The sequence below is a fragment of the Burkholderia sp. AU28863 genome (assembly GCF_002223195.1).
GTDB lineage: Bacteria > Pseudomonadota > Gammaproteobacteria > Burkholderiales > Burkholderiaceae > Burkholderia > Burkholderia sola.
Window position 1 is genome coordinate 489,776 of record NZ_NKFE01000003.1, and the last position, 18,871, is coordinate 508,646.

The window sequence follows — 18,871 nt, forward strand, 5'->3', positions numbered from 1 at the left end:
CCGCCGCGCCTGCGCTGCCGCCGGCTTTTTTCGTCCGGTTACATGGCGTGGCCGTCGAATCGGACCGGTATCGGGCGGCGATGACGGGCGGGGGCGCGTGTCGCCGCGGAGGCGCGCCGAGCGGTCCGACCCCGTGCACGCGGTTTCAGCCGCGCGCGTGCAATCAAAAAGCCGGCACCGCATGAGGCGGTGCCGGCTCGAGCGCGCGGACGCGATTGGGGCGATCGCGCGACTTACGCGAGCGCCTTCTCGACGATCTCGCGCACGTCGCGCGACTTCGCGCCGGCGGCGACCTGTTCGAGGGCTTCGCGCATCCGGTCGCGCAGCGCCGGCGTGAAGCGGCGCCACAGTTCGAGCGAGCGCGCGAGGCGTGCCGCGACCTGCGGGTTGATCGCATCGAGCGCGAGGACCTGTTCGGCCCAGAACGCGTAGCCGGAACCGTCGGCCGCATGGAATTGCGCGGGGTTGGCCGCGCAGAAGCTGAAGATCAGCGAGCGCGCGCGGTTCGGGTTCTTCAGGTTGAACGCCGGGTGCGCGAGCAGCTTGCGCACCTTCGCGAGTGTCGGCTGCGCGGCCGTACCGCGTTGCGCCGCCTGCATCGCGAACCACTTGTCGATCACGAGGGCCTCCTTCTCGAAGCGACGGTAGAAGTCGTCGAGCGCATGCTCGGCCGGCCCGTTCGCACCTGCGGCGGCCGCGGACAGCAGCGCGCCGAGCGCCGCTGCGCGATCGGTCATGTTGTTCGCCGCGTCGTACTGGGTGGTGGCGAGGCGCACGGCGTCGGCCGGATCGTCGAGTTCGGCGAGATACGCGAGCGCGAGGTTCTTCAGCGCGCGGCGGCCCGACGCTTCCGGCGTCGGCTCGTAGGCGCCGGGCGTCTGGTGCTGCTCGTACGCTGCGAGCCAGTCGGCGCGCAGCGCGGTCGCGAGCTGGCGGCGCACGAACTGGCGCGCGCGATGCACGGCGGCCGGGTCGGCCTCGGCCATCTGGTCGGCGAGGTAGGTTTCCGACGGCAGCGTCAGCGCGAGCTCGCGGAACGCCGGCGACAGGCTTTCATCGGTCAGCACGCGGCGGAACGCGGCGACGAAGTTCTCGCCGAGCGCGAGCGGCGCGTCGGCGGCGGCACGGGCGGCGAGCGTCAGCAACGCGCGCGTCGCGAGGCGCTGGCCGGCTTCCCAGCGGTTGAACGGATCGCTGTCGTGCGCGAGCAGGAACGCGAGATCGTCGTCGCTGTAGTCGTACTCGACGATGACCGGCGACGAGAAGTTGCGCAGCAGCGACGGCAGCGGCGCTTCCGGCACGTCGACGAACGTGAAGGTCTGCTCGGTGTCGGTGAACTCGAGCACGCGCGTCGTGCCCGACGCGGCGGCTTCGCCGTCGAGACGTAGCGGCAGGTCGCGACCGTCGCGGCCGATCAGGCCGATCGCGAACGGAATCAGCAGCGGCCCTTGCTGCGTTTCGCGCGCGGCCGGCGACGCGTCGCCGTAGCCTTGCGCGAGGGTGACCGTATAGCGGCGCGCGGCCGCGTCGTACGCGGTGCGCACCGACACGCGCGGCGTGCCGGCCTGGCTGTACCAGCGCTCGAACTGCGCGAGGTCGCGCCCGTTCGCGTCGGCCATCGCGTGACGGAAGTCGTCGCAGGTCACCGCGTGGCCGTCGTGGCGCTTGAAGTAGAGATCCATCCCCTTGCGGAAGCCGTCGCGGCCGAACAGCGTCTGGTACATCCGCACGACTTCCGAGCCTTTCTCGTAGACGGTCATCGTGTAGAAGTTGTTGATCTCGACGTAGCTCTCCGGGCGCACCGGGTGCGCCATCGGGCCGGCATCCTCGGCGAACTGCAACTGGCGCAGCACGCGCACGTCCTCGATCCGCTTGACCGCGCGGGCCGCCGATTCGACGTCGTCGCCGGCGGCCATGTCGGCCGAGAATTCCTGGTCGCGGAATACCGTCAGCCCTTCCTTCAGGCTCAGCTGGAACCAGTCGCGGCAGGTCACGCGGTTGCCGGTCCAGTTGTGGAAATATTCGTGGCCGACCACCGACTCGATGTTCGCGAAATCGGTGTCGGTCGCGGTCTCGGGGTTCGCGAGCACGTACTTCGTGTTGAAGATGTTGAGCCCCTTGTTCTCCATCGCGCCCATGTTGAAATCGCCGACCGCGACGATCATGAAGCGGTCGAGATCGAGCTCGAGGCCGAAGCGCTTTTCGTCCCAGCGGATCGAGTGGATCAGCGAATCCATCGCGTGACGCGTCTTGTCGAGATCGGCCGGTTCGACCCATACCTGCAGCAGCTTTTCCTTGCCGGAGCCGGTCGTGATCGTTTCCTCGATCGCGACGAGCTTGCCCGCGACCAGCGCGAACAGGTAGCTCGGCTTGCGGAACGGGTCTTCCCACTTCGCGAAGTGGCGGCCGTCGGGCAGGTCGCCCGAATCGACGAGGTTGCCGTTCGACAGCAGCACCGGGTATGCGGCCTTGTCGGCGTGCAGCGTGACCGTGTACGACGCCATCACGTCGGGGCGATCGAGGAAGTAGGTGATGCGGCGAAAGCCTTCCGCTTCGCACTGCGTGAAGAAGTTGCCGCTCGACACGTAGAGGCCCGACAGCGTCGTATTCTGATCGGGGGCGCACGCGCTTTCGAGCGTCAGCTCGAACGCGTCGGGCACGTTCTCGACCGTCAGCCCGTGTTCGTGTGCGCGCACCGCGCCGTACGGCGCGCCGTCGAGCTGCGCGCCGACGAATTCCAGCGCCTCGCCCATCAGTTCCAGGTGGGGCGTGGGCGCGGCGTCCGGATTGCGGCGCACGCGCATCGTGTTCCTGACGATCGTGCGGGCCGGCGCGAGATCGAATTCGAGTGCGACGGAATCGATGAGGAAGGCCGGCGGCGTGTAGTCGGCGCGGCGGATCACGGTGGAGGAGGCGTTGTCGGACATGGTCGTCGAGATCGGTGGAGTGGGGGGCGGGCCCGTCGCGCGGGCCGGGCGAACCGGGCCATTGTACAAAGGCTTGCGGCTGCGTGCCGGGCGAACTTTTTACCGCTCCCGGGAGTCCGCGTATTATCGGCATCCCGTTGTGCTTCGCGCGGTGCGACGAACGGGTGACGGATCGACGAGGATCAACATGAAACGCGAATGGATTTTTCGCGGTGCGGGCTGGGCGGCGGCGCTGTGCGTCGCGCTGCTGACCGGCTGCACCAGCTACGTGACCACCCAGGTCACGGCCTTCTCCGACTGGAGCGGCAGCGACGCGACCCGCACCTATGCGTTCACGCGCACGGACGCGCAGAAGAACAGCATCGAGCAGTCGACCTACGAGCCGATCGTCGCGAACGAGCTGTCCGCGTATGCATTCCGGCAGGTGCCGCAATCGCAGGCGCGCTATCTCGTCGGGCTGACCTATTCGGTCGGCAGCGATCTCGTGACGGTGCCGCAGCCGGTCTACTATGACCCGTGGTTCATGGGGCCGGGGCCGTACTGGCGAGGCGGGCCGTGGAGTCCCTGGGGCCCGTGGGGTCCCTGGGGGCCGGTGCCGTCCGGCTATGTCGCGCAGACGTACCAGGTGTTCGACTACATGCTCGGCATCCGCATCACCGAGCGCGCGACGGGCAAGGAGGTCTACAACGTGTCCGCGCGCACGACCGGCGACAACGGCACGCTGCTGTACGCGATGCCGTTCCTCGCGCGCAGCGCGCTCGCCGATTTCCCGTTGTCGAACGGCGCGGTCCGCACGGTCAGGCTGCCGGTCGACAAGCGCGGCGGGCCGGCGGCGCCGGCCGCCAACGAGCGCGCGGTGCCGGCGGCGCCAGCGTCGGGCGCGGCCGTCGCGAAGTAACGCGGCATCCCTCTCGGCGCGGCCGCCGCCCGGCCGCGCCAGCCCGTTTCCCTTCCGTCAGACCCCGATACCCAGCAGCGCCAGCGCGCCGAGCGCAACGAACAGCACGGCCGCGATCCCGTGCACGAGCTTCGTCGGCAGACGGTGCGCGAAGCGGTCGCCGAGCAGGATCGCCGGCACGTTCGCGAGCATCATCCCGAGCGTGGTGCCGGCCACCACGCCGATGTAATCCTGGAAGCGGGCGGCGAGCGCGACGGTCGCGATCTGCGTCTTGTCGCCCATCTCCGCGAGGAAGAACGCGACGAGCGTCGCGCCGAACACGCCGAGCCGCGAGCGGGTCGCATTGGCTTCGTTCTCGTCGAGCTTGTCCGGCACGAGAATCCACAGTCCCATCGCGATGAACGAGAACGCGAGCGCCCAGCGCATGATCGACGGCGTGACGAGCACGCCCAGCCATTCGCCGAGCGCGCCGGCGAAACCGTGGTTGACGAGCGTCGCGACGAGCACGCCGAGAATGATCGGCACCGGCTTGCGATAGCGCGCGGCCAGAACGAGGGAAAGCAGCTGGGTCTTGTCGCCGATTTCAGCGAGGGCGACGGCGCCGGTGGAGATCAGGAAGGCTTGAGACACGGATGGGGTTCCACGGGCCGTTGTTGTGCGTGCGAGCGACGATCCGCCGCGCGCCGGGCCCTGATGCGGCGCGCAGTGAACCATCGGTCTCGCCAGGCCAACGTGGCTGCGCCCGCCATGGCCGAACGGCCAAGTCTGTTGACGGACGCCTCCGTCACGATGCGCGCCGGGGGCGCGGGACATCGAGCGGAGCGGCTACTCCCCAATGAGCGGCGAATTCTAGCACGGTGCATCGCGCGCGGGAAAGCAGCCGGAGCCGCCGTACGGCGCGCAATGCGCGTCGATTTCCGGCACGCGCGACGGCGAAGCGGCCGCGCGGCCGGAACGGCGTACCCGCGGGGCGTTACGCGGCGGCCGGGCGGCGCGCGGCGCCGCGTTCGTGCACGAGTTCGCCGGCCGCATAGGTGCGGTACACCGCGCGGTCGTCGCCGAGCAGCGCGAACGCGAACAGCAATTCCTCGAGCGAATCCGCGCGCTGCGTGCGGCGCGCGAGCAGCGGCGTCGCCTGCGGATCGAGCACGACGAAGTCGGCTTCGGTGCGCGGCTTGAGGGTGCCGACCGTGTCGGCAAGGTCGAGCGCCTGTGCGGCGCCGGCCGTCGCGAGCCAGAACATCCGCGTGGCGGTCAGGTGATGGCCCGACAGCCGCGCGACCTTGTGCGCCTCGTTCATCGTCTGCAGCATCGAGAACGACGTGCCGCCGCCGACGTCGGTCGCGAGCGTGACGGGCACGTCGTATTCGCCGGCCTTGTCGAAATCGAACAGCCCGCTGCCGAGGAAGAAGTTCGACGTCGGGCAGTGCGCGACGACGGTGCGCGTCTCGGCCATCCGGCGGCGATCCTCGTCGTCGAGATGAATGCAGTGGCCGTACACCGCGCGCGGCCGCAGCAGCCCGTAGCGGTCGTAGATGTCGAGATAGCTGCGATGGCCGGGGAACAGCCCGGCCACCCATTTCACCTCGTCGACGTTTTCGGCGACGTGGCTTTGCACGAACACGTCCGGATGGCGGCGCGCGAGTTCGCCGCACGCCTCGAGTTGCGCCTCGGTCGACGTCGGCGCGAAGCGCGGCGTGAGCGCGTACATCTGGCGCCCCTTGCCGTGCCAGCGATCGATCAGCTCGGCGCTGTCGTCATAGCCCGACTGCGCGGTGTCGCGCAGGAATTCGGGGCAGTTGCGGTCCATCAGCACCTTGCCCGCGATCATCCGCAGGTCGCGCGCGTCGCTCGCCGCGAACAGCGCATCGGCCGACTGCTTGTGCACGGTGCAGTAGACGAGCGCGCTCGTCGTGCCGCACGCGAGGAGTTCGTCGACGAAGAAGTCGGCGACTTCGCGCGCATGCTCGGGGTCGCCGAACTGGCGCTCGGTCGGGAACGTGTACTTGTCGAGCCACGGCAGCAGCCCGGGGGCTGGCGACGCGATCATGTCCGTCTGCGGATAGTGGATGTGCGTGTCGATGAAGCCGGGCACGATCAGCTTGTCGCGCAGATCGTGGACCACCGCATCGCGCGCGAGCGTCGCGGCGAGCGGCGCATACGGGCCGGCCGCGACGACCTTGCCGTCGTCGACGATCAGGAGCCCGTCGGTTTCGTGGTTCGCGGCCTGGCTCGATTGCGCCGGGTCGCCGTTGAAGGTCAGCAGCTGGGAACGGAAAGCGGTTTGCGTCATGACGAAGGGTCCTGCATCAAGGTAAGGCGAACAGAAGAAAGCGATCGATGCCGCACGGGGGCGGGGCGGTGCGTCGCGAGCGGCGGCGGCACGTGATGTGCGGCACGGAGGCGACGGCACGGGCGAACGTGGCGGCCGAAGCCGCCCGCGAGTGGTTGCGGGCGCACCTCGCGGCCGTTGAGCGCGCAACCGATACGTCCGCAACCCATGCGACGGCGAACGGCACGGCAAGCCGCGACGACCGGCGGGTGCGAGCGACGCCGTACTGCGCGATCGCGCCGCATGCACGCAGCCGACCGGCCCGGCGCAAGGCCGGCCGGGGAGTCGCGAAGCGGATGCCGTTGCCGTGTTTCATCTGTCAGCGAGTCTCGATGCGGGCCGTCACGCGGCCTGCCAGTACGCGTCGAGGCGCGCGTACAGTGCATCGCGCTGCGCCGGTTCGATGAACGACGCCTCGAAGCCGTTGCGGATCACCGCATGGACTTCGGCATCCGTAAGTTGCAGCCCTTCGACCGTCGCGAAGTAGTTTTCGTTGACGTAGCCGCCGAAATAGGCCGGATCGTCGGAGTTGATCGTCACCGCCACGCCGCGGTCGAGCAGCGCCTTCAGCGTGTGCTTCGCCATGTCGTCGAACACGCACAGCTTCAGGTTCGACAGCGGACACACGGTGAGCGCCGTACGCGTTTTCGCGAGACGCTCGACGAGCGCCGCATCCTCGATGCTGCGCACGCCGTGGTCGATCCGGTCGACCTTCAGCACGTCGAGCGCCTCGTAGATGTAGGCGGGCGGGCCTTCCTCGCCTGCGTGCGCGACCAGCTTCAGCCCGAGCGCGCGCGCCTTCTCGAACACGCGCGCGAATTTCGTCGGCGGATGGCCGAGCTCGGACGAATCGAGGCCCACGCCGATCAGCCGATGGCGATAGCGCTCGAATAGCGGCAACGCGGATTCGAACGTCGCGAGCGCGTCGTCTTCGGACAGGTGGCGCAGGAAGCACAGAATCAGCTTGCTCGACAGCCCGCGCGCTTCGGCATCGGCGAGCGCGCGCTCGATGCCCGCGACGACCGTTTCGATCGGCACGCCGCGCTCGGTGTGCGTCTGCGGGTCGAAGAACAGTTCGGTGTGGACGACGTTGTCGGCGAGCGCGCGCTCACAGTACGCGGCCGTCATGTCGTAGAAATCCTGCTCGGTGAGCAGCACGCTCGCGCCGGCGTAGTAGATGTCGAGGAACGACTGCAGGTCGGTGAACGCGTACGCGGCGCGCAGCGCGTCGATCGAGTCGTACGCGAGCTTCACGCCGTTGCGCTGCGCGAGCGCGAAAATCAGTTCGGGCTCGAGCGAGCCTTCGATATGGATGTGCAGCTCCGCTTTCGGCGCGCGGGCAATCTTGTTCTTGAATGTCGGGGTCATGGCGTCGTTTTGGGTCGGTCAGTAGGTAAGGGAAGCCTGCGCGGACGCATTCGCCTCGACGGCCTGCAGCAACTGCGCGGCCACCGAGATCGCGATCACTTCGGGCGCCTTGTCGATGATGCCTTCGACGCCGATCGGGCAGCGCATGCGCGCGACCTGGGCCGGGTCGATGCCGATCGCGGCGAGGCGATGATCGAACTGCGCGCGTTTCGTATGCGAGCCGGTCATCCCGAAATACGCATAGTCGCCGCGTCGCAGGATGCGCTCGGCCAGCACGAAATCGAGCGCGTGGTCATGCGTCATCACGACGAAGTAGGACTGCGGCGGCGCTGCGTCGACCGCGTCCGCCGGGGAAGCGGCCGCGTCGATCGCGAGATTGCCGATGCCGGCGAGCGCGTCGGCCGGCGGGAACACCGCATCGGGCCGGTCGATCCAGCGCACGTGGCACGGCAGCGTCGCCAGCACCTTCACGAGCGCCGTGCCGATGTGCCCCGCGCCGAACAGCATGACGGGGAACGCATACGGCGCGATCGTTTCGGTCATCAGCGATACGCCGCCGGTTTCCCACAGCAGGCAGTCGGCGCGCGCGGCTTCCGATTCGGGCTCGCTCAACAGCGGCGCGCCCGGCGAGGGGCCGAATGATACGCTACGCACGGTCGCGGCGCCGGCCGCGACGCGCTTCGCGAGCGACATGATCCAGCCGAGGTCGCCGACGTCGAGCCGCTCGAACGCGAGCACCACGGCGCCGCCGCAGCACTGGCCGAGGCTCGGGCCGAGCGCGAGCCGCTCGAGCCGGCGCGCGTGCGGGACGTGCGCGCCGTCCTTCAGCAGGTGCCGCGCGATCTCGATCGCCTTCCATTCCAGATGACCGCCGCCGATCGTATGGCGGGCCGTGTCGCGCGTGACGAGCATCTTGGTGCCGGCCTCGCGCGGCGCGGAGCCGTCGGTATGCGCGACCGTCACGAGCACGGCCGCTTCGCCGTGCGCGAGCAGTTGCTGCAGATCGCCGAGCCAGGCTTCCATCAGCACGCTCCGTTCGGGACGACGCTGCACGACGCGCGGCGCGGGCTGGCGGGCACGACGGCAACGAGGGCGGACAGGAGCGGGGCGGGCCGGCTGCACGGCCGATGCCGTGCGGCGGCCGCGGACTGACGGCGTGCGCGAACGGCGCCGCCGGACGTGCGGACGCCATGAGGGTGACGGATGCGGATGGTTTGCGTTGTCATGATGAATCCAGTCGACATTGCGGATCGGGCGCGCGTTACGCAGGCAGCGGTGAGACCGCCTAGCCTCGCGCACGTAGATCGCCATCCAGTCCCGAAGATAGCACCGCCACGCGGCGAGAACATGGCCGGGCGGTGATCCGGGCTATCAGGCGGCGATCATGTCGATCATAGGCCGGCCGCGCGGGATCGGGGGACCGATGCGTGCACATCGGGCCGAAACGCACGTGTGACGGGGCGGGGGCGCGGCGATCGCGCGACGCGCGCCAGCCCGGCAATCCGGGTGGCGGCGGGATAGGTGTTTACGCGCGATGGCCGGGCGGGGACGGCGCAGGCCGCAGCCGGGAGACGACTCGCCGGCGGCGCGGCCCGTTCGATCGGGGCCGCCCGTGCGACGGGCCGGCACCGCGGCCGGTTGGTCAGCCCGCGAGCTTGCGGCGATGGCGCCAGAGGCTCGCGACGACCGCGATCAGGATCGCGGCGAAGCCGATCAGCGCCCAGCCGGGCAGCAGGATGCCGAGGATCGGCGGGTAGACGGTCTCGCACAGCCCGGCGACCTTGAACATGCCGGGGAACCACTGCGCAGGCGGCAGGCTGTCGACGATCGGCTGCAGCGTGTCGAAGCCGCAGCTGAAGCCCGGATTCATCTGGATCGACAGGTGTCGCGCGGCGGTGCCGACGCCGCCGGCCGCGGCGATCGCGATCAGCAGTTCGAGCACCCAGACGCCGCGCCAGTGGCGGATCCCGGCGGCCAGGAACGCGAAGATCCCGATCGCGCAGAAGAAGTAGCGCTGGATGATGCACAGCGGGCATGGGTCTTCGTTTTTCACGTACTGCAGGTACAGCCCGCCGGCCAGCAGGGCGATGCACACCCATCCGAGCAGCATCAGCAGGCGGCGTTCGCGGCGGAGTGCAAGCGTGTAGTCGTTCATGTCGGCGGAGTTCCTCGTCGGTCGGTCCGGAAAACAATCGCGCGATTTTAGCGCGAATGATCTGGCACGAAACTGACGGCGCGCGTGCGGCAGCCTGCCGCATCGCGCGCGGGCCGACGGCGATCGGCCGGCCATCGGCTTGCGCTCGGCCGGCGCGGTCAGCGGATCGTGTTCAGCACGGCCTCGACCGACTGGCCGATCGCAAGCAGCGCGTCGTCGCGATGCGGCGCCGCCGCGAGCATCAGGCCGACCGGCGCCGCATCGCGCGGATGGCACGGCAGCGACAACCCGCACGCGTCGAGGAAGTTGAACGCGCTCGGGTTGCGCAGGATCAGCGCGTTGGTGCGCGTGAACGCGTCGTCGTCCGTTTCGAGTTCGGCGATGCGCGGCGGCACGACCGGCACCGTCGGCGCGACGAGCGCATCGAAGCGCGACCAGACCGTGTGCGCGGCTTCGTCGAGCATCGCGGCGCGCGCGGCGAGCAGGTCGAGATAGTCGGCCGCGCTGGCGGGTTCGCCCTTCAGGATCCGCGTCAGTACGCGCGGATCGTACTGGTCGCGATGCTTGGCGAGCAGCGGACGATGCCACGCGTACGCCTCGATCGGCGAGAAGCCGAAGCGGTTGATCTCCGGCAGCCGGTCGAGCGCGGGGAAGCGCACTTCGGTAACGATCGCGCCGGCCGCTTCGAGATGCTTGAGCGCGGTGTCGAGCGCGGCCGCGACTTCGGCATCGACGCCGTCCGTCACGTAGTTCGTCAGCACGCCGAGCCGCACGCCTTCGAGCGGCCGCGTGGCCGGCACGTGCGGCTCGAGCCCCGCGAGCATCCGGTCGACGAGCGCGCAGCACGCGACCGTCAGGCCGATCGGGCCGAACGAGTCGAGCGTCGTCGACAGCGGTACGCCGCCTTGCGTCGGGATCCGGCTCGCGGTCGGCTTGAAGCCCGTCAGCCCGCACAGCGCGGCCGGAATGCGGATCGAGCCGCCGGTATCGGTGCCGAGCGCGACGGCGGCCATCCCGTCGGCGACCGACGCGGCCGCCCCCGACGACGAGCCGCCCGAAATCCGCGCATCGCCCGGCACGTCGCGGTGGTACGGCGAGCGCGGGTTGCCGAAGTGCGGATTCAGCCCGAGCCCCGAGAACGCGAACTCGCTCATGTTGGTGCGGCCGACCAGCACCGCGCCCGCGCGCTTGAGCCGGGCGACGGCGACCGCATCGGTGCGCGCGGCCGGCGCGCCGTCGAGTACGCGCGACCCCGCGCGCGTGACCTGGCCCGCGACGTCGAACAGGTCCTTGACTGACACCGGAATGCCCGCGAGCGGCGACAGCACGGTGCCCGCGGCGCGCAGCCGGTCGTGCGCGTCGGCGGCCGCGCGGGCGTTGTCGGCATCGACTTCGGTGAAGACGACGGCGCCCTGGCCCGACGGATCGGCGATCCGGTCGAGCGCGGTGTCGACGAGCACGCGGCTCGTGGTCCGGCCGGCGGCGAGGTCGGCGGCGAGCTGGGCGAGCGGGGGGAAGGGCGTGAAAGTGGTCATGGCGGCTCAGGGGCGAAGATGTTGAAGGAGCGTGGAGCGGAACGAATCGATATGGCTTTCGACGGCCGCGCGCGCACCGGCGGCGTCGCGCGCGGACAGCCGGTCGAACAGCGCGCGGTGCTCGTGCTGGACGTCGGCGAGATGGTGCGGTTCGGACAGCGTGACGAACCAGAAGCGCAGCGAGCGCTCGTGCAGCGCGCGCAGGATGTCGGCGAGCGCGGCATTGCGTGCGGCCGCGGCGATCGTCTGATGAAACGCGCGGTCGAGCTCCATCATGCCCTCGACGTCGTGCGTGTCGACGCAGGCCTGCCCATCGTCGAGCAGCGCGGCCAGGCGCGCGAGATCGTCGGGCATCGCATGGCGCGCGGCGAGTTCGGCGCAGTGCGCTTCGTTGATGCGCCGCACGTCGATCACCGCGACGATGTCGTCGAGCGACAGCGGCTGCACCATCAAGCCCTTGCGCGGCATCACGGACAGCAGCCCTTCGAGCACGAGCCGATGCACGGCCTGATGCACCGGCGTGCGGCCGATTCCCGTGCGCGCGACGAGATCGGCTTCGTTGAGCGCGGCGCCCGGCTTCAGGCGCATCGTGATGATGTCGCGCTGGATCAGCGCGTACGCGCGGTCGGCGAGGCTGGCCGGCGACGCGGCGGCCCGGTCGCGGGTGAGGTCGGTCACGGTACTCATGCCGGTTGCGGCGCGGCGGCCGGGAGGGGCGCGATCATGGCGCGGAGGCTCGGGAAGCGTGGACGATCGCTGGATATTATTGTGATATATCACTGATGTCCAGCGCGCGCGAAGCGGGTAGCGGTGCCGGCGCGCGCGGGCGCCGACTTGCAACAATATCGACAGGATGTTGCAGGTTTGCCGCGCGATCGTGCGCTGAAGCATAATGAATCCTCGTCTATCCCTACGCGCGAGCGACGCATCAGACTATCGTCATGAGCGAAAACACGCCTTCCCCGGCCGGTCTGCCCGGCACTTCTTCCGCTTCTTCCGATTCTCCTCGTCCCGATCCGGTGAAAACGCCCGATGCGCCGGCCACGCAGGCCGCCGCCGAGAATGTCGCCGATGACGGCGCGTCGCCCGTCACGGCTGCATCCGAGCCCGGTGCGCCCGGTGCCGCAGGCGCCGTCGGTGATGGCGCCGCCCCGGCAGCACCGCTGAAGCCAGGCGCGCCGCCGCCCGGATTCGGCGCGCCGCCCGATTTCGACACGCCGCGGCCGCCGCCCGCGAGCGCGCAGAATGCGCCGCCTGCCTATCTGAAGCAGAGCGACACGCCGTGGTCGGTGTTCGGCCGGATCGTCGCGGCACGCGCGCGGCGGCTGTTCGACCGCGCCGGCCAGCGCATCACGCAGCGCACGCTGCGCATCGGCGTATCGGCGCGGATCTTCCATCCGGAGCCAGGCGCGAAGGGGCTGCGCGGCAAGACGCTGCAGTATCTCGAGGAATCGATCGCCCACTGGGTGATGTCGCGCGACGTGCTCGTGTTCATGATTCCGACCGTCGGCCATCAAGGCATGATCCATCCGAGCAACATCCGCCTGCGCGATTACGCGAAGCATCTCGACGGCCTGCTGCTGCAAGGCGGCGCCGACGTGTCGCCGCAGACCTACGCGGCGTCGGATGCGCGTCCCGAATGGCCCGGCGATCGCGTGCGCGACATGTACGAGCTCGAGCTGCTGCACGAATTCGTCGAGTCCGGCAAACCCGTGCTCGGCGTGTGTCGCGGCTGCCAGCTGATCAACGTCGCGTTCGGCGGCTCGCTGTACCAGGACATCGCTACCGACGTGCCGACCGCGAACGCGCACGTGAGCGAGCATTACGACCAGCATCGTCACGCGATCCGCTTTCCCGATTCGTCGACGCTCGCGAGCATGTTCCCGGGGCGCAGCGAAGCGATCGTCAACTCGATTCACCACCAGGCGATCCGCGATCTCGGCCGCGATCTGAACATCGAGGCCGTATCGGCCGGCGACGGGATCATCGAAGGCATTCGCCATCGGCGTTCGCCGTTCGTCGTCGGCGTGCAGTGGCATCCGGAGTTCCATCGCGCGGGCGGTTCCGAACTGCTCGACTGCACGCCGCTGCTCGATGCGTTCCTGCGCGCGGCGCGCGAAACGCGTCTGTAGCACGCCGTCTTTTTCGCGTCGCACCAAGGGCGGCCGCATCCCGATAAATTCGAGATGCGGCCGTTTCGTTTTGCACGATAATCGCCAGTTCCGATTCGTTCGCCGGAGTCTGACGTTGGCCTTCCGAAATTTCTCCCCTGCACGATGCGCAACGTGGATCGTTGCGCTGGCCGCCTGCGCGCAAGCGGGTATGGCCTGGTCCGCCGATGTGACCGCACCCGTCGCCGGTACGCGTCCGGCGGTCACGAGCCTGAGCGGCGGCGTGTCGCCGCCTGCATCGGCCGCGGTCGCGACGGACGCCGCCGCGCAAGGCAACGTCGCCGAGCTGACGCAGATGCTGCACGACGGCCGGATCGTCGAGATGCGGACGACGTACAACGGCAGCTACGGCGCGAGCCTGATGTTCGATCCGCGCGAGATGACGTATTACGTCGCGCTGTTCCAGGACAAGAACCTGTGGCGCGTGATCCGTTCGCAGGAAAAGAATCGCGCGGAGATGGTGTACGCGAACTTCGTCCAGCAGACGGCGCAACTCGCCGATATCGAGATTCGCCGGACCGAGCTGCAGGCGCAGAAGGCATTTCTCGAACGCGTGATCGCGCTGCAGGCGAATCGTGCGCAGCAGTTGCAGGCCGACCTGAGCGTCGCGCGCAGCCAGCAGGCCGAAGTCGCGCAGCGGCAGAAGTCGGCGCAGGAGCAGGCGCAGGCGCTGCAAGTCGAGAAGCGGGCGGCGCAGTTGCAGTTGCGCGATCTGCAGGAGCAGGTGCGACAACTCGAGAAGCAGACCGAGACGGGGCTGCCCGTGCACAAGTAACGAGCGGACGAGCGGACGAAGCGAGACGAGCGAAAACCCGGCGAAGCGATCTTCGCCGGGTTTTTTATTGGGCGGGCGTCAATGCGCGAATGCGTCCGGCACGTCGGTCACGCGGCGGTGCGACAGGTGCGACGTCCAGTCGACGCCGACCGCGCTCGGGTGCGCCGGCCGAGTGGCGCGCAGCGCGTTCGCGATGGCAATCAACGTGGCCGGATCGGCGAGCGAGTCGCGCGTCTCGCGCGTGTCTGCCATGCGCGGCGGCCGGGCGAGCCGATCGCGTGTGCCGATGTCGCCCGCGGCGCGCTGGATCGGCGGATGTCCAGCCAACCTCGGTATGACCGGTGTGCGGGGCGAGGCTTTCGCCGTGCGCTGGCCGACTGCCCGACGTGGCGAAGCAGGGGCGGCATGCCGCACGTCGGCCGTCGCTCGCGGGTGAAGCGGTGCGACGCGCTGAGTGGCGGGCGGGGATTCCGTCGTGTTCGCGGCAGGCGTCGCGATCTTGCGCTGCGGCATGGTGTTCGTCGACGTGGTCGATTCGGCCGCAGCGACACGTACGGGGCCCCTCGATGTCGCGACGTGGTCGAGCGGGCCGCCGGCGGCTTGAATCGTGTGCGCGGGAGCGAAACCCGCCGGTGGCTCGTATGCGCCGATCAGCCAGCCGATGATGCCGAGTGTGCCGATGCTCCAGCAGACGGCGTACATCGCGCGCCGGTCGCGAGGACGGCGGGCCGGATGGCGCGAGCGCCGGCCGGGGACGACTGCCGGCGCGACCGGCAACCCGGCCGAGGCCGGCAGCGACGCCGCCATGGAGAGCGGCTGCCATTGGCACGCATGGTGCGGCCGTTCGACATCGATACAGGATGTCGTCAGCGTCGCAAGGCAGTTCCGAGCGGGCCCTACACCGGGTGCGCCGCGAAATCGCCATTCGTGGCCGAACGGCGGGACGTGGTCGAGCGGGGTGGCGCGAGGGCGGGCAAGCGCGCCTTCGACCGGGACGAGGGGCGATGGGATCATGGCGGGGGCGTCGTGCGACACGGGCGACCGTGCCGGCGCGGCGTGAAAATGTCGTCGCAAATCGTGACATTGTGGTCAGCCGGCGAAGGTCGGTCGATCAGATCGATCTGATTCTTGTACCCGTTTCGGGGCGACTTGTACGAGGCGGACACCGTGACGTCAGTGACGGGGCCGCTACAAGGCAAATGTCGGCTTGCCGTGGCATGATTCGCGAATCATGCCGGCGGCGCGCCGTTACGCGCCGTGCCGCCGGTGGGCAGCGATGCCCGTGCGCGTCGGCCCGCCCCGGCGCGGCGCGCGTCGCCGGATTCATGCGGCGCGGTATTCGCGCCATCCGAGCTGAGCGAGAAAACATGTCCACAGCGTCGCCTGCCATCGCGCAGGAATCGAAAGTCCGCACCGTGTTCCGGGTCGTCAGCGGCAACTTCCTGGAAATGTACGACTTCATGGTCTACGGGTATTACGCGTCGGCCATCGCGAAAACGTACTTTCCGAGCGGCAACGCGTTCGCGTCGCTGATGTTGTCGCTGTCGGTATTCGGCGCCGGCTTCCTGATGCGACCGGTCGGCGCGATCGTGCTCGGCGCGTATATCGATCATCACGGCCGCCGCAAAGGGCTGATCCTGACGCTCGGGCTGATGGCGATCGGCACGCTCGCGGTGGCCGCGATACCGGGCTATGCGACGATCGGCGTGCTCGCGCCGGTACTCGTGCTGCTCGGCCGATTGTTGCAGGGCTTCTCGGCGGGCGTCGAACTCGGCGGCGTGTCGGTCTACCTGTCGGAGATCGCGACGAAGGGCCACAAGGGGTTCTATACGTCGTGGCAGTCGGGCAGCCAGCAGGTGGCCGTCGTGTTCGCCGCGTTCGTCGGTGTCGTGCTGAACCGCGCGTTGCCGGTCGAGGAAATGACCGCGTGGGGCTGGCGCATTCCGTTCCTGATCGGCTGCCTGATCGTGCCGTTCCTGTTCCTGATCCGCCGTTCGCTGAAGGAGACCGACGAATTCCTGGCGAAGCGCCACCGCCCGACGATGGGCGAGATCATGCGCTCGATGCTCGATAACTGGGGCGTCGTGGTGGCCGGCATGGGGATGGTGATCATGACGACGGTGTCGTTCTACATGATTACCGCGTACACGCCGACCTTCGGCAAGGAAGTGCTGCACCTGTCGTCGCTCGACGCGCTCGTCGTGACCGTTTGCGTCGGGATCTCGAATCTCGTGTGGCTGCCGCTGTCCGGTGCGCTGTCCGACCGCATCGGCCGCCGCCCGGTGCTGATCGCGTTCACCGTGCTGACGCTGCTGTCGGCTTACCCGGCCGTGCTGTGGCTCGTCGGCGATCCGTCGTTCCTGCGGCTGCTGGCGGTCGAGCTGTGGCTGTCGTTCCTGTACGCGTCGTACAACGGCGCGATGGTCGTCGCGCTGACCGAAGTGATGCCGGCCGACGTGCGAACGGCCGGCTTCTCGCTCGCGTACAGCCTGGCCACGACGATCGGCGGTTTCACGCCGGCGATCTCGACGCTGCTGATCCACCAGACGGGCAACAAGGCGGCGCCGGGGTTGTGGCTGAGTGTGGCCGCGATCTGCGGCTTGATCGCGACGCTCGTGCTGTACCGCACGTCCGCCGCGCGCAACCAGTACAAGTCGGCGTGACGGCGGCCGGCATGGCGCGCGGCGTCGGCCGCGGATCACCTTGAACAAGGGAGCGCATTGCGCTCCCTTGTTCGTTTGCGGTCATGCTTCGCGCAGCATGTCGGCCACCGCGGCCGCCACGTCGGGCCACGCGCCCGGCGCTGGCTGACGGGCGATTCTGGCGTGCGCGTACCACGGGCAGTCGTCGCCGGTGAACCAGCGCCAATCGGCCGCGAACGGCAGCATGACCCACAGCGGCTTGCCGAGCGCACCCGTCAGGTGCGCGACCGCCGTGTCGATCGTGACGACGCCGTCGAGGCGCTCGATCAGTGCGGCCGTATCGGCAAAGTCGTTCAGCCGGCCATCGAGACGATGCACGCGCGGATGCGCGTCGACGCGCGCGCGTTCGTCGTCGTCGAGCGCGGGCTGCAACACGATCCAGTCGATGTCCGGCAGCGCGAGTAGCGGCGCGAGCGCGTCGAACGGCATCGAGCGGTTTTCCTGCGCCTGCCGGCGCCCCGACCACGCGAGGCCGAACTTGCGCTTCGACTGCCCGCCGAGCGAGCCGCGAAAGCGCCGCCGGGCGCCGTCGGGCGCGTCGAGGTAGCGGGAGCCGACGATGTCTTCCGGCTGAAGCCCGAGCAGGAACGGCAGGCTCATCAGCGTGCAGGCGACGTCCGCGGCGGGCGGCTTCGCCGCGCCTTGCGGGACGAGCGTCACGCGCCAGCGCGACGCGGCCGGCGTCAGTAGCGCGACGAGTTCCGGCTGGACTTCGAGGACGACGCGCGCGCAGCGTGCGCGCACCTGCGGCACGAAGCGGACGAACTGCAGGGTGTCGCCGAACCCCTGTTCCGCGCGGATCAGCAGCGTGCACACCGCAATCGGCTCGCCTTGCCAGCGCGGCAGTGCGCCGAGCGGCGTCGCGCCGGGCGTCTCGTGGCGCGCTTCGTACGCGGGCAGGCCGCGCGTGAAGTCGCGCAGCGTCAGCAGCGTGACCGCGCGATGCAGCCGCGCGAGCGTGAGATCGGGCGCGACGCGCAGCGCCTGGTCGAATGCGCGCTGCGCCATCTCGTGCGCGCCGAGCGCGTGATGTGCGTTGCCGAGATTCAGCCAGGCGAGCCCGAACGACGGATCGAGCCCGACGGCGCGCTCGTAGTAGGGCAGCGCGTCGCGGTGGCGCGCCTGCGCGCAGAGTGCATTCGCGAGCCCGAACAGCGCGAGCGGAAACGGCGGGTGCAGCGCGAGCGCGGCTTCGAACGCCGCGGCCGCCTCGGCATGCCGGCCGATCGCATCGAACGTGTTGCCGAGATTGAAATGCGCGGCGACGAACCGCGGCTGCGCGGCGATCGCGGCCTGGAAGTGCGCGATCGCATCGTCGGCGCGCCCCATCGCGCTTAGCGCCATCGCGAGGTTGTTGTGCGCGCCCGCATGCCCGGGCCGGAGCTCGAGCGCGCGACCGAACGCGGCGAGCGCGTCGTCGTGGCGGCCGAGCGCGTTCAGCGCGTTGCCGAGATTATTGTGGATCGACGCGTCGTCGGGCGTGAGCCGCAGCGCACGGCCGAACGCGTCGATCGCATCGTCGTGACGCTGCAGCGCCGCATATGCGTTGCCGAGGTTGTAGTGCGCGAGCGGAAATTCGGGCGCGAGCGTCAGCGCGTTGCGGAAGCGGTCGATCGCTTCGTCGAGCCGGCCGAGCGCTTTCAACGCGTTGCCGAGATTGAGCTGCAGCGCGGCATCGTCCGGACGCAGCGCGACGGCGCGGCCGACGAGATCGGCTGCCTCGGCGTGCTGGCCCTGCTGGTGCCGCAGCACGCCGAACAGGTGCAGTGCGTCGGCGTCGGCGGGGTTGGAGGCGAGCGCGTGGCGATAGCCGTGCTCGGCCTCGGCGAGGCGGCCCGCGCGATGCGCGGCGTACGCCCGGTCGAATGCGGAATCCATGACGCGAAAAGGGGCGGAAAGCGCGTATTTTCCCACACCGCGCGGCGAGGCCGCGCATCGGCCGGTTGGCATATGGCCCCGTCACGCGGAGCGGCGTAGACTGGCAGGGTCGCGTGTCATCGAGGTCTCC

At 69.5% G+C, this 18,871-nt stretch carries 14 protein-coding genes and 1 riboswitch; of the genes, 4 read left to right on the forward strand and 10 right to left on the reverse strand.

The window, feature by feature from the left end; genetic code table 11:
- Positions 1–233: 233 nt before the first annotated feature.
- Positions 234–2,927 (reverse strand): aminopeptidase N, encoded by a 2,694-nt coding sequence (gene pepN / locus CFB81_RS04655; protein ID WP_089434693.1) that lies wholly within the window; start codon positions 2,925–2,927, stop codon positions 234–236.
- Between the two features lie 187 nt (positions 2,928–3,114).
- Here pepN and CFB81_RS04660 point away from each other — a divergent pair, with 187 nt between their 5' ends.
- Positions 3,115–3,825 (forward strand): DUF4136 domain-containing protein, encoded by a 711-nt coding sequence (locus CFB81_RS04660; RefSeq protein WP_069621102.1) that lies wholly within the window; start codon positions 3,115–3,117, stop codon positions 3,823–3,825.
- Positions 3,826–3,882: 57 nt separating this feature from the next.
- On the opposite strand, the gene CFB81_RS04665 is transcribed toward CFB81_RS04660, so the two are convergent.
- From CFB81_RS04665 to CFB81_RS04710, 7 genes are all read right to left on the reverse strand, one after another.
- Positions 3,883–4,455 (reverse strand): TMEM165/GDT1 family protein, encoded by a 573-nt coding sequence (locus CFB81_RS04665; RefSeq protein ID WP_069621101.1) that lies wholly within the window; start codon positions 4,453–4,455, stop codon positions 3,883–3,885.
- A 78-nt stretch (positions 4,456–4,533) separates the two neighbouring features.
- Positions 4,534–4,671, reverse strand: a riboswitch (yybP-ykoY riboswitch).
- A gap of 127 nt (positions 4,672–4,798) precedes the next feature.
- Positions 4,799–6,118, reverse strand: coding sequence for a guanine deaminase (guaD, locus tag CFB81_RS04675; protein WP_069621100.1), 1,320 nt, complete (start codon positions 6,116–6,118; stop codon positions 4,799–4,801).
- A 381-nt stretch (positions 6,119–6,499) separates the two neighbouring features.
- Positions 6,500–7,525: an adenosine deaminase gene (locus tag CFB81_RS04685; protein ID WP_069621099.1), complete on the reverse strand. Its 1,026-nt coding sequence runs from the start codon at positions 7,523–7,525 to the stop codon at positions 6,500–6,502.
- A gap of 18 nt (positions 7,526–7,543) precedes the next feature.
- Positions 7,544–8,548, reverse strand: coding sequence for a xanthine dehydrogenase accessory protein XdhC (gene xdhC, locus CFB81_RS04690; RefSeq protein ID WP_069621098.1), 1,005 nt, complete (start codon positions 8,546–8,548; stop codon positions 7,544–7,546).
- Positions 8,549–9,167: 619 nt separating this feature from the next.
- Positions 9,168–9,680, reverse strand: coding sequence for a disulfide bond formation protein B (locus CFB81_RS04700; protein WP_089434694.1), 513 nt, complete (start codon positions 9,678–9,680; stop codon positions 9,168–9,170).
- Positions 9,681–9,838: 158 nt separating this feature from the next.
- The gene (locus CFB81_RS04705; protein WP_089434695.1) at positions 9,839–11,215 is read right to left on the reverse strand and encodes an amidase; all 1,377 of its coding nucleotides are present in this window, start codon (positions 11,213–11,215) and stop codon (positions 9,839–9,841) included.
- A gap of 6 nt (positions 11,216–11,221) precedes the next feature.
- Positions 11,222–11,902: a GntR family transcriptional regulator gene (locus tag CFB81_RS04710; RefSeq protein ID WP_089434696.1), complete on the reverse strand. Its 681-nt coding sequence runs from the start codon at positions 11,900–11,902 to the stop codon at positions 11,222–11,224.
- A gap of 254 nt (positions 11,903–12,156) precedes the next feature.
- On the opposite strand from CFB81_RS04710, the gene CFB81_RS04720 reads away from it, so the two are divergent.
- Entirely contained in the window at positions 12,157–13,347 is a 1,191-nt protein-coding gene (locus CFB81_RS04720; RefSeq protein ID WP_089434697.1) for a gamma-glutamyl-gamma-aminobutyrate hydrolase family protein, read from the forward strand.
- 115 nt (positions 13,348–13,462) lie between these two features.
- Positions 13,463–14,161 (forward strand): DUF2968 domain-containing protein, encoded by a 699-nt coding sequence (locus tag CFB81_RS04725; RefSeq protein WP_069621093.1) that lies wholly within the window; start codon positions 13,463–13,465, stop codon positions 14,159–14,161.
- Positions 14,162–14,239: 78 nt separating this feature from the next.
- Here the strand turns inward: CFB81_RS04725 and CFB81_RS04730 are convergent, their stop codons facing one another.
- Entirely contained in the window at positions 14,240–15,175 is a 936-nt protein-coding gene (locus tag CFB81_RS04730; RefSeq protein WP_179235912.1) for a hypothetical protein, read from the reverse strand.
- Positions 15,176–15,528: 353 nt separating this feature from the next.
- Between CFB81_RS04730 and CFB81_RS04735 the strand changes: the two genes are divergently transcribed.
- On the forward strand, positions 15,529–16,824 hold the full coding sequence (locus CFB81_RS04735; RefSeq protein ID WP_089434698.1) for an MFS transporter: 1,296 nt from the start codon (positions 15,529–15,531) through the stop codon (positions 16,822–16,824).
- An 81-nt stretch (positions 16,825–16,905) separates the two neighbouring features.
- On the opposite strand, the gene CFB81_RS04740 is transcribed toward CFB81_RS04735, so the two are convergent.
- Positions 16,906–18,813, reverse strand: coding sequence for a tetratricopeptide repeat protein (locus CFB81_RS04740; protein ID WP_089434699.1), 1,908 nt, complete (start codon positions 18,811–18,813; stop codon positions 16,906–16,908).
- Positions 18,814–18,871: the final 58 nt, after the last annotated feature.

Excerpts from the sequence above, each read along its gene's own strand:
- pepN (WP_089434693.1), bottom strand. The coding sequence starts at position 2,927 with ATGTCCGACAACGCCTCCTCCACCGTGATCCGCCGCGCCGACTACACG.
- CFB81_RS04660 (WP_069621102.1), top strand. The coding sequence starts at position 3,115 with ATGAAACGCGAATGGATTTTTCGCGGTGCGGGCTGGGCGGCGGCGCTG.
- guaD (WP_069621100.1), bottom strand. The coding sequence starts at position 6,118 with ATGACGCAAACCGCTTTCCGTTCCCAGCTGCTGACCTTCAACGGCGAC.
- CFB81_RS04685 (WP_069621099.1), bottom strand. The coding sequence starts at position 7,525 with ATGACCCCGACATTCAAGAACAAGATTGCCCGCGCGCCGAAAGCGGAG.
- xdhC (WP_069621098.1), bottom strand. The coding sequence starts at position 8,548 with ATGGAAGCCTGGCTCGGCGATCTGCAGCAACTGCTCGCGCACGGCGAA.
- CFB81_RS04700 (WP_089434694.1), bottom strand. The coding sequence starts at position 9,680 with ATGAACGACTACACGCTTGCACTCCGCCGCGAACGCCGCCTGCTGATG.
- CFB81_RS04705 (WP_089434695.1), bottom strand. The coding sequence starts at position 11,215 with ATGACCACTTTCACGCCCTTCCCCCCGCTCGCCCAGCTCGCCGCCGAC.
- CFB81_RS04710 (WP_089434696.1), bottom strand. The coding sequence starts at position 11,902 with ATGAGTACCGTGACCGACCTCACCCGCGACCGGGCCGCCGCGTCGCCG.
- CFB81_RS04720 (WP_089434697.1), top strand. The coding sequence starts at position 12,157 with ATGAGCGAAAACACGCCTTCCCCGGCCGGTCTGCCCGGCACTTCTTCC.
- CFB81_RS04730 (WP_179235912.1), bottom strand. The coding sequence starts at position 15,175 with ATGATCCCATCGCCCCTCGTCCCGGTCGAAGGCGCGCTTGCCCGCCCT.
- CFB81_RS04735 (WP_089434698.1), top strand. The coding sequence starts at position 15,529 with ATGTCCACAGCGTCGCCTGCCATCGCGCAGGAATCGAAAGTCCGCACC.
- CFB81_RS04740 (WP_089434699.1), bottom strand. The coding sequence starts at position 18,813 with ATGCCAACCGGCCGATGCGCGGCCTCGCCGCGCGGTGTGGGAAAATAC.